10 protein-coding genes are annotated in these 10,193 nt (G+C 31.1%); 5 read left to right on the forward strand and 5 right to left on the reverse strand.

From position 1 onward, the window contains the following. Position 1 precedes the first annotated feature (1 nt). Together RH98_RS13700 and RH98_RS13705 are read right to left on the reverse strand one after the other, a co-directional pair. Complete coding sequence (locus tag RH98_RS13700; protein ID WP_010256040.1) at positions 2 to 1,564, reverse strand: Rne/Rng family ribonuclease; 1,563 nt, start codon at positions 1,562 to 1,564, stop codon at positions 2 to 4. A 289-nt stretch (positions 1,565 to 1,853) separates the two neighbouring features. Continuing rightward, complete coding sequence (locus RH98_RS13705) at positions 1,854 to 2,150, reverse strand: HU family DNA-binding protein (protein WP_002989807.1); 297 nt, start codon at positions 2,148 to 2,150, stop codon at positions 1,854 to 1,856. Positions 2,151 to 2,289: 139 nt separating this feature from the next. Here RH98_RS13705 and mutY point away from each other — a divergent pair, with 139 nt between their 5' ends. Genes mutY through gldD form a run of 3 tightly spaced genes read left to right on the forward strand, consistent with a single transcriptional unit; the run spans position 2,290 to position 4,432 of the window. Then, positions 2,290 to 3,324, forward strand: coding sequence for an A/G-specific adenine glycosylase (mutY, locus tag RH98_RS13710; protein ID WP_010256050.1), 1,035 nt, complete (start codon positions 2,290 to 2,292; stop codon positions 3,322 to 3,324). 11 nt (positions 3,325 to 3,335) lie between these two features. Beyond that, positions 3,336 to 3,779 carry a single-stranded DNA-binding protein gene (locus RH98_RS13715; RefSeq protein ID WP_010256053.1) on the forward strand — a complete coding sequence of 148 codons (444 nt, stop codon included), beginning with the start codon at positions 3,336 to 3,338 and terminating at the stop codon, positions 3,777 to 3,779. A 44-nt stretch (positions 3,780 to 3,823) separates the two neighbouring features. Continuing rightward, positions 3,824 to 4,432 (forward strand): gliding motility lipoprotein GldD, encoded by a 609-nt coding sequence (gldD, locus tag RH98_RS13720; RefSeq protein WP_010256057.1) that lies wholly within the window; start codon positions 3,824 to 3,826, stop codon positions 4,430 to 4,432. 99 nt (positions 4,433 to 4,531) lie between these two features. On the opposite strand, the gene RH98_RS13725 is transcribed toward gldD, so the two are convergent. The 3 genes from RH98_RS13725 to RH98_RS13735 all read right to left on the reverse strand — a co-directional run bounded on the left by RH98_RS13725 (position 4,532) and on the right by RH98_RS13735 (position 8,406). Continuing rightward, positions 4,532 to 4,915 (reverse strand): heavy-metal-associated domain-containing protein, encoded by a 384-nt coding sequence (locus tag RH98_RS13725; protein ID WP_010256060.1) that lies wholly within the window; start codon positions 4,913 to 4,915, stop codon positions 4,532 to 4,534. A gap of 101 nt (positions 4,916 to 5,016) precedes the next feature. Continuing rightward, positions 5,017 to 7,068 (reverse strand): M16 family metallopeptidase, encoded by a 2,052-nt coding sequence (locus RH98_RS13730; protein WP_010256063.1) that lies wholly within the window; start codon positions 7,066 to 7,068, stop codon positions 5,017 to 5,019. An 18-nt stretch (positions 7,069 to 7,086) separates the two neighbouring features. Beyond that, positions 7,087 to 8,406: a M16 family metallopeptidase gene (locus tag RH98_RS13735; protein ID WP_010256066.1), complete on the reverse strand. Its 1,320-nt coding sequence runs from the start codon at positions 8,404 to 8,406 to the stop codon at positions 7,087 to 7,089. A 1,102-nt stretch (positions 8,407 to 9,508) separates the two neighbouring features. On the opposite strand from RH98_RS13735, the gene rplU reads away from it, so the two are divergent. Together rplU and rpmA are read left to right on the forward strand one after the other, a co-directional pair. Then, the gene (gene rplU, locus RH98_RS13740; protein WP_010256070.1) at positions 9,509 to 9,871 is read left to right on the forward strand and encodes a 50S ribosomal protein L21; all 363 of its coding nucleotides are present in this window, start codon (positions 9,509 to 9,511) and stop codon (positions 9,869 to 9,871) included. A 23-nt stretch (positions 9,872 to 9,894) separates the two neighbouring features. Beyond that, entirely contained in the window at positions 9,895 to 10,155 is a 261-nt protein-coding gene (gene rpmA / locus RH98_RS13745; protein ID WP_010256075.1) for a 50S ribosomal protein L27, read from the forward strand. Positions 10,156 to 10,193 lie beyond the last annotated feature (38 nt).

The following is a 10,193-nucleotide window of genomic DNA, read 5'->3' on the forward strand; positions in this document are numbered from 1 at the left end:
ATTATTCTGAAATTTCATTTCCCTTATCATCTAAGAAATGGTATTCTAAATACGTGTAAGCGTCACGTGGAACAATTTTAATTTTTTTATTAAACTCTCTCCACCATTTAAAACGGATAGAAAAAAGCCCTTTAGTTAAGTACGCAGCCACAAAAGGATGCGTATTCAAGATGATCTTTACTGATTTATCTCTTGAAATAATGCTTTCCAAGTCAGCCTTAATTTTGTCAATAATTAGAATTGGAGCTTCAATCTCTCCATGACCATTGTCATTAGGATCTTCTTCTCTAGTTTCAATATTAACCTCTGGCCTAACCCTTTGTCTAGTAATTTGTATTAACCCAAACTTACTAGGAGGCAAGATCTTGTGTTTAGCTTTGTCATCACTCATCTCTTCTTTCAAAAAGTCATACAGCGTCTTTCTATTTTCTGGATTCCCCATATCAATAAAATCAACCACTATAATTCCCCCCATATCACGTAATCTTAATTGTCGTGCTATTTCAGCTGCTGCAATTAGGTTTACTTCTAGGGCTGTGTCTTCTTGAGACTGAGCTTTGTTTGACCTGTTTCCACTATTTACATCTATTACATGTAGAGCTTCAGTATGTTCTATTATTAAGTAAGCTCCCTTACTCATTGATACTGTTCTACCAAAAGAAGTTTTAATCTGACGTTCGATATTATATTTCTCAAAAATCGGCACTTCTTTAGACAAATAATGTTTCACAATGGAAACTTTCAAAGGAGCAATCTCTTGCAAATAGTCCTTTGTTTGAAAATACAGATCCTCATCATCTGTAATAATACCAGTAAAAGTATCATTAAAAACATCTCTTAATATGGAAGAAGCTTTATTTACTTCACCCAATACTTTTGAAGGATGCTGAGCTGTAGTTAATTTTTTGCACATTGTGTTCCACTTCGTCATTAAGTTTTGCAAATCCTTTTCAATATCTGCAACCTTCATGCCTTCAGCCACTGTGCGTACAATAACCCCAAAACCTTTCGGCTTGATTGACTGTACTAATTTTTTTAACCTTTCTTTCTCTTCTTTTGATTCAATTTTTTGAGAAATAGAAACACGATTAGAGAAAGGAACCAAAACTACATATCTTCCTGCAATAGAAAGCTCTGAGCTAATACGTGGTCCTTTAGTAGAAATAGGTTCTTTAACAATTTGAACTAATAAAGATTGATTAGCACTAAGTACATCAGTAATCACACCATCTTTATCTATTTCTTCTTCAAAAGGAAAATTTTTTAAGGAGAAATCCTTTAGTTTACCTCCGCTTACAAGTTTTGAGAATTTCAACAGTGTTTTGAGATTTGGACCTAAATCGTGGTAATGCAAGAATGCATCTTTCTCAAAACCTACATGAACAAAGGCAGCATTTAATCCTGCAACTGGTTTTCTAATTTTTGCGATAAATATATCGCCCACTTGAAAACCTGTATCTTCTTTCTCTTCACGCTCACTGTGTAATTCTATTAGTTTTCCATCTTTTAATAAGGCAAAATCTACTGCTTCAGAACTTGATCTAATAATTAGTTCTTTATTCACACTGTACATTTTTATCCATACTCATTCATTACAGAGCATTAAACTCAAAATGAGATTGTATAGATGGATTAAACATTAATAACAGGTATATAATCCGAAAGACCTATCCGTTAAGATAAGCCTTTTAGTAATAACCTTTTCTTCGTTAAAAGAAAAAAGTAGTTTTAAACTACTTTTTCTTTTTGTGACGGTTAGCTCTCGCTCTTTTTTTACGTTTGTGCGTCGCTACCTTATGTCTTTTTCTTTTTTTACCACTTGGCATAATGTGTGTAATTTAGAGATTAATAAATTATTTTACTTTAACTTCTGTATTAGACTTAACGCCTTCTACAAACACCTTAGCAGGTTTGAAAGCTGGGATGTTATGAGCAGGTATTCTAATTGTAGTATTTTTAGAGATATTTCTTCCTGTTTTTTCAGCTCTAGTTTTAATAATAAAGCTACCGAAACCTCTTAAATAAACGTTTTCCCCTGTTTCTAACGAAGCTTTTACTTCATCCATAAAAGATTCTACTGTCGCTTGCACGTCTCCTTTCTCAAGCCCTAATTTCTCAGAAATTTTAGCTACAATGTCTGCTTTCGTCATTTTTAGATATAAATTATTTTGTTGTTGTCCGAAATTTTTAGAGTGTGCAAATATATTAATTTATAATCCAATAATTCAACCTTAATCGATTAAAATTTAAATATATAAAGTTTTAAGTTTGCATTTAATACTTTTTGCAATGCTATTTCATAATAAACTCATTGCTTGGTACTTACAAAACAAGCGACATTTACCTTGGCGAGAAACTAAGAATCCTTACGCAATTTGGTTGTCAGAAATTATTTTACAACAAACACGTGTTGCTCAAGGATTACCCTATTTCGAAGCCTTTTTATCACACTATCCAACTGTACAAGACCTAGCTCATGCGCCTGAAGACGACATCATGCGCCTTTGGCAAGGATTAGGTTATTACAGTAGAGCTAGAAACTTACACGCGACAGCCAAAAAAGTTACTTATGACTACAATGGTATATTTCCAAATTCATATAAAGAATTGCTAACATTAAAAGGAGTTGGTGAATACACTGCTGCTGCTATTGCTTCTATTGCATTTGATGAAGTAGTACCAGTAGTAGACGGAAACGTATTCAGAGTATTATCACGTATTTATGGTATTACCTCTGATATTTCTAGTAATTCTACTAAAAAGGAATTTCAAACATTAGCAAAAACATTAATCCCAAATAATAATCCTGCTACATTTAATCAAGCTATAATGGACTTTGGTGCGATACAATGCACTCCAAAAGCGCCTAATTGTAGTGAATGTGTATTTATTCAAGAATGTATTGCATATCAAACTAATCAAGTAGACAAACTACCTATAAAATTAAAAAAGACGAAAGTCAAAGAACGTTATCTTGATTTTTTAATATTTCTGGATGAGGATCACAATACTATAATAGAGCAAAGAACTACAAAAGATATTTGGCTAAAACTATACCAATTTCCAGTAGTTGATAGCTTTATAGAGAATGAACGGGACATTCAGAATGTACTAAGTAACAAATTTACGAATATATCTCCTAAAAATGTTACACTTTTAAATGAAGAATACATAAAACACATATTATCTCATCAACGTTTATTTATTCATTTCTGGTTAATTGAGACAAAAGCCCCACTAAAAAATGCAATACCATGGAAAGATTTAAACAATTTTGGTTTTCCAATAGTAATTCATAACTTTATTAATTCTATTACTTTATAACACTGATAAAAATGAGTGGCACACTAAACAAAGTAATGCTTATTGGGCATTTGGGTGATGATGTGAAAATACATTATTTTGAAAACGGCAATTGTATCGCTCGGTTTCCTTTGGCAACCAATGAAGTCTATATAAACAAGACAACCAAAGAAAGAATCACTTCTACTGAATGGCACAATATAGTATTTCGCAATAAAGCTGCAGAAATCTGCGAAAAATATCTTTCAAAAGGAGACAGGATCTATCTTGAAGGCAAAATACGCACCCGAAAATGGTTAGGAGAAGATGGTATAGAAAGGCAAACAGTTGAAATAGTAGCGAATGAATTTACTTTTTTAGATATTAAGAAAACGGATGAATCCAAAAATTCAACTACTTTTAATGAACAAAAGAAGGAAGCTATCAATAACTTTGTCATTCCTAAAGAAAATAATGATGACAATATTCCGTTCTAGTATTAAAATTTAAAAATTAAATAATTCTTTATATTCTTATATTAATGTATAAAAATCTATTATTATATACATATATAGTGATAACCGTATTTTGTTGTACGTTATTTACTTCCTGCAAACAAGATGCAACGCCAAAACCAAAAGCCTTTCTATCTTTAGACTATCAAGAGCAAGAATATGCTGAATATAAAAATTTAAAGAATTATTATGCTTTTGAAAAAAATAAAATAGCAGAAATTAAGAACGTTAAAGACAATTCTATAGAAATACACTACCCTTCTATGAAGGCTACCATATTTGTAAACTATAAGAAAGTAGATAATAATCTAGATAAATTACTACAAGATGCTCAAAAATTAACTTATGAGCATTTTATAAAAGCTGATGAAATTATTGAGCAACCATATATTAATCCAGAAGACAAAGTATATGGAATGTTTTACAACGTGCAAGGAGATGCTGCCACTAATGTACAATTCTATGTAACAGATAGTGTCAAAAACTTTTTAGTTGCCTCCTTATATTTTTATGCAAAACCTAATTTTGATTCTATTTTACCAGCAAAAGATTATATTCAGAAAGATATGCAACATATCATAGAAACATTACAATGGAACAGATTAGAGCATCTGGACCTCACCAATGTTGATTAAAAAAAACTTTCATTGCAAATCATAGAAGTAATTTAGCATGATATAAAGAAAGGGTTCTGAAAATTCAGAACCCTTTCTTTATGCTACAATATAATCAGACTATAATGGCGTTACTTCCATATTTTCTACTTTATAGATACCATTAGCTATTTTCTCAACAGTAGATGTTATTGTTTCAGAAGTTTGTTTTGCATCATCAAACTCTACTAAAGCTGTTTTGGAGTCAAAATCAACAGTAGCTTTTTTCACTCCATCCAATCCTACTAATTTACCTTCTATTAACTTTGCACAGCCTAAAGCACAAGTCATTCCTTCGATCTGAAAAGTTGCCTTTTCAACATTCCCCACTACTTCATTACTTTCTGTACTAATACTTTCTGTTTTATCAGTAGAAGGTTCCGTTTTTTTTTGTCCTTCATTCTTACATCCTACTAATAAGGTACTCCCTAAAATAGCTACTAATAAAAATTTAGATATATTCATATTAATCATTTTTCAATATTACTGTTATTATTTCAGACAAAATTACAAAAAAAGCAACTATTAAATAGTTGCTTTTTTATGCATATAATATAGATAATCAATTATTTGAAATCTGCATCAGTAACACCTTCATTTACCTTAATATCTGTAGTATTTACTTCAATATCCATTCCCATATTCATTGCTTGTTTAAATGGAAATTTAATACCTTTCACTTCTTTGTAATCACTAAGATAAACAGTTTGTGTCATTGATTGCCCTCCCATTTCCATAGTAGAAATGGTAGCTAACTTTAACCCTGAATCTAAATCATAATAATTTGTAGTATTGCCAAGTTTAACACCTATTGCATCTTTCCCATTAATTGATTCAACACCCGTGATTTTAGCATCGTTATTTCCTTTATAACTTAATTCAACAAATGGTTCTGCAGCAGATTGAGCCTCTTTTAATGCAACACCTTCTATAGGCATTTTCTGTCCTTGAGAAAGCACAAATCCTTCACTAGGAGTTATTACTTGTTTTGACATTACTGCTCCCATCATTTTTTGCTCAACAGACATATAACCCTTTTTCACTTTTGTATCAATTTCTAAAGTCATCCCTTGAACAGTAGCACTACTTTTTATGAACAAACTCTTTACTTCTGATACTTTTTTCTCTCCGCCAATTGCATTAAGGTATTTATCTACAACAGTATTTACTGTTACTCCTGCTGGAATAGCTTTTATAAATTCAGGTTTTTCAATTGGATCAGCATATGTATTGTAATAATTAATAGGTAATCCTAAAGACTCTAGTCCTTTTAATACATCGGCACCTTTACCTACAATTACGACTCTCATATTATCTTTTAAGAAATACTTCTGTGCAGCTTTTTGAATATCTTCTGCTGTAACAGCGTTTATATTCTTAATGTAATTTTCATAAAAATCTGATGGTAAGTTATAAAGTTCCTTATTCAAAGCATAACTCGCCACAGTAGCAGGTTTTTGAATTTGCATCACAAAATTTCCAATATATTTTGCTTTTGCCATTTTCAGTTCTTCATCCTTTACTAAAGTATGTCTAATATTGTCAATTTCTTTAATAAATTCAGTAACAGCACTATCAGTCACAACATTTCGAACTGAAGCCGTGGCTTTAAATTTACCAGGATATTTTCGCGCTGTACTTATTGAAGAATAAGCTCCATAAGTCCATCCATGAGCTTCACGTAAATTTAAGAAAAGACGACCTTCTCCTCCTCCTCCAAGAATTTGATTAGCTAGTAAAGCAGCAAAATAATCTTTATCAGTCATTTTTAATTCTACCTCATTTACTAAAGCGATTTCTGACTGAACAGCGTTAGACATATCGATAAAGTCTATCTGAGTCTTTGAAACATTCCCTTGCATTTTATAATCTTCAAAACTTATCGTTTTACTCTTCCAATCGCTAAATAATGATTTGACAAGCTTCTCTGTTTTTTTGTATTCAACATCTCCTACTACAATTAAATAAGCTTTATTAGGTGTAAAATATTTATTATAGTAATCTTTTACATCTTGAAGGGTAACGTTATTGATTGTTTCTTCTGTTTCAAATTCACCTGCAGGCGTATTCTTCCCATATAGTAGTGCATCTTCAACTCTACCTGCAATAGCTGTCACACTTTTTTCTTGAGATTTAATACTTTCAATTGCTTTTGCTTTTGCTTTTTCAAATTCTTCTTGCGTAAAGACAGAATTTAAAGCCCCATCAGCTAGTAGACTAAGTACTTTCTCATTGTATTTTGACAATCCACTCCCATATGCACCATTTGAATGAAAACGAATACTAGCTCCTAAAAAGTCAATCTCATCTGCAAACTGATCTTTACTCATCTTTTTTGTCTGTTCACCTAGCATAACAGATAAAATAGATGACACTCCAGTTTTGTCCCCTTCATAAACAAGAGGATTATCAATTGTTAAGTTATAAGAAACTCTTGGTAATTTATTATTTTCTACTACTAAAACTTTCATACCATTTTTCAACACAAACGATGTAGGTTGATTAATATGAACTGTAGGTGCAGGACCAGCTTGTGGCTGTTTTCTTTCTTGCGCTTGTACTTGTAGAGCAGCAAAAGTAAAAGCTATACTTGCTGCATAAATATATATTTTTTTCATTATGTGATATCTATTTAATTAGTTGTTAGCTTGTTTTTCTGGAATATAATCCAATAGAAGTCGTTGATTCTTATTCAAATATTTCTTAGCTACATCACGTATTTCTTCTCTTGTAATACTTCTATAGATATCAATATTTGTATTGATCAAATTAACATCTCCATAAAGCAAATAATAGGTTGAAAGACTATGAGCTAATCCCTCTACAGAAGCATTCTCATCAACATATTGTTTCTCAAAAATATTTTGTAATTTTTCGAAATCACGTTCAGATATTAATTCAGTTTGCAATTTTTCAATTTCGTCATCAATTTCTTTTACCAAATCATTTGTAGTAAATCCTTGCATTGGGATACCATAAATAAAATAGATTCCATAATCTTCTTGACTTAAACTAAAAGAAGACATTTCTAAAGCCATTTTCTTTTGATCTACAACTTTCTTATATAATCTAGAACTTTTACCTCCTGACAATATAGCCGATATCATATCCAAAACTCTTGCTTCGCGCGTTTTCATAGAAGGAGTGCGATATGCCTCAACAATCATTGGTAATTGGATATTCGGATCTTCAAACTCTGCACGAATTTCTTTAGTTATTGGATCGTCCTCTATTACAACTCTTTCAATAGATGGTCCTTTTGGTATTGCACCAAAATATTGTTTAATCCACTTTTTCGCTTGATCTTTTTCAAAATCCCCCGCTACAACTAATACCGCATTATTTGGAATATAAAATTTCTTATTAAATGCTAAAAACTCCTCCAATGTAGCAGCATCTAAATGCTCCATAGAGCCTATAGGTGCCCAACGATATGGGTGTTTCGTAAACAAGTTCTTCTTAACTTCTGTAAATAATTGCCCATAAGGTTGATTATCTACACGAAGTCTTTTTTCTTCTTTTACTACTTCATTCTGAGTATCTACACCTATCTGGTTTATCACTGGATGCATTAATCGCTCTGATTCCATCCATAATGCTAACTCTAAATTATTAGAAGGAAATACTTCATAATAATAAGTTCTATCATCAGAAGTATTAGCATTATTCTGACCACCATTTGCAGTAACAATCTTAAACCACTCTCCTCTGTCAATATTTTTTGTTCCTTCAAATAATAAATGTTCAAAGAAATGTGCAAATCCTGTGCGTTCAGGGTTTTCATCTTTTGCACCTACGTGATACATTACTGAAGTAATTACTACAGGTGCAGATTTATCTTGATGCAGGATAACGTGTAGTCCATTATCTAAAGTGTACTCGTCAAATTCCACTTTTTGAGCTGAAGCCGATATTCCAAAGAATAGCGCGCCTAGAATCAATAAAGATTTTTTCATTCTACAATAATTTTGAAATTAGGTTATAACTAATAAGACGCAAGTCAATCAATTTTGTTACAACACAATTAAAAAATATTTACATTTTCCTTATAAATAAAATTGATCCTCATTTTATATAATACAATCCTAAAATCATTGATGTAGAGGTTACTTTATTATCGCTATTATCACTCATCCTATTCATTTCGATCCTTTTATTTTAAAAAAAAATTTAATAGAAGCGCCTAAAATGATTCTAGGAACAATTGATTTATTAGATGCCTTAAATACTATAGAGGATATAATTTTTTCAACAATGCGTCAACAGTTCTTCAAGATTCCTTCAGCAAATAGCCTTCTATATGGAGTAATCTTGAGGAAGTGTTGAAGAAGTGTTGAAGGATTTAGCTTTAAGCCTTATGAATACTAGCTTTGGCAAGCATACCGATTTTAACATAAAAAATTGTTTTTAGCTTAAAATACTGTAATTTAACGAGATACGTTTTTTAAGATTAAAAAAAAGTGAGGTGTTTTTGTATTTTGCTCAGATAGTTAAAATGTTTACAAAAAATCACATAGCCTATTGAGTTGTAAAGATCTATTTGATATAGAATTCTGTGTTGAAGACATAGCTAGTCAACTAATTAATGCTGAATTCCCCATATCTGGAATATATTATTAATGCTAATACAGCTTCTGATGCTTAGAAATTTAGAAAAATAATCAGAGATAAATAATAGCTAACAACTGTCTTAATAAAAGAAATGGGTAAGATAATCAATACAATTATTTTGATGAGAGACTAACCAGAACTTCTTCAACAGTAGCTAAACAACACTTAAAAAAGTTAAAAAGGTCTTGAAAAATCATCACATAGTAGACTATTAAAACTAAAATATAACTAGAAAAAAGAAAATGTAATAAGATAAATAGATCTTCATTAGTTTAGATTATTCAGATAATGAAATAAAAAGTATCAATTCATATTCTTACTATAGAACCAACTCATTTACAAAGTAGTATAAAAACTTTATTTATAATTCTACTAGAGTAAATTCTTTTGAATATAAAAAAATAAGTTTTATATTTGCAGCCTTAATTAACATCTTAATTTATTGTTATGTACGCAATCGTAGAGATAGCAGGGCAACAATTCAAAGTTAGCAAAGACCAAAAAGTGTATGTTCACCGTTTAGGTTCAGAAGAAGGAACAACTGTTACTTTTGACAAAGTTCTTTTAATTGACGATAACAACAACATTACTTTAGGCGCCCCAGCTATAGAAGGTGCTTCTGTAGAAGCTAAAGTTTTACAACACCTTAAAGGTGACAAAGTAATCGTTTTCAAAAAGAAAAGAAGAAAAGGTTACAAAAAGAAAAACGGTCACAGACAGTCTTTAACTCAAATTGTTATTGAAGGAATCAATGCAGGAGGAGCTAAAAAGAAAGCAACAAAAAAAGAGGCAGCTGAGGCAGCTGAGTAATTAACAAACAAAATTAAAACGTCATGGCACACAAAAAAGGTGTAGGTAGTTCTAAGAACGGTAGAGAATCAGAATCGAAACGTTTAGGCGTTAAGATTTACGGTGGTCAAGCAGCTATCGCTGGAAATATCATCGTGAGACAAAGAGGTTCTAAGCACAATGCTGGTGAAAACGTTTACATGGGTAAAGATCACACTTTACACGCTAAAGTTGACGGAGTTGTAAAATTCCAAAAGAAAAAAGACAATAAGTCTTTCGTTTCTGTAACACCATTTGAAGCTTAAGAATTTCATTATTTGTCATTAGACAAATATCAAAAAAT

Origin of the sequence: Myroides injenensis M09-0166, assembly GCF_000246945.1 — a bacterium.
GTDB lineage: Bacteria > Bacteroidota > Bacteroidia > Flavobacteriales > Flavobacteriaceae > Flavobacterium > Flavobacterium injenense.

What these genes read in the sequence shown, in the direction of transcription:
- rpmA (WP_010256075.1), top strand. Translation starts at nt 9,895, where the DNA reads ATGGCACACAAAAAAGGTGTAGGTAGTTCTAAGAACGGTAGAGAATCA.
- rplU (WP_010256070.1), top strand. Translation starts at nt 9,509, where the DNA reads ATGTACGCAATCGTAGAGATAGCAGGGCAACAATTCAAAGTTAGCAAA.
- RH98_RS13725 (WP_010256060.1), bottom strand. Translation starts at nt 4,915, where the DNA reads ATGAATATATCTAAATTTTTATTAGTAGCTATTTTAGGGAGTACCTTA.
- gldD (WP_010256057.1), top strand. Translation starts at nt 3,824, where the DNA reads ATGTATAAAAATCTATTATTATATACATATATAGTGATAACCGTATTT.
- RH98_RS13715 (WP_010256053.1), top strand. Translation starts at nt 3,336, where the DNA reads ATGAGTGGCACACTAAACAAAGTAATGCTTATTGGGCATTTGGGTGAT.
- RH98_RS13735 (WP_010256066.1), bottom strand. Translation starts at nt 8,406, where the DNA reads ATGAAAAAATCTTTATTGATTCTAGGCGCGCTATTCTTTGGAATATCG.
- mutY (WP_010256050.1), top strand. Translation starts at nt 2,290, where the DNA reads ATGCTATTTCATAATAAACTCATTGCTTGGTACTTACAAAACAAGCGA.
- RH98_RS13730 (WP_010256063.1), bottom strand. Translation starts at nt 7,068, where the DNA reads ATGAAAAAAATATATATTTATGCAGCAAGTATAGCTTTTACTTTTGCT.
- RH98_RS13705 (WP_002989807.1), bottom strand. Translation starts at nt 2,150, where the DNA reads ATGACGAAAGCAGACATTGTAGCTAAAATTTCTGAGAAATTAGGGCTT.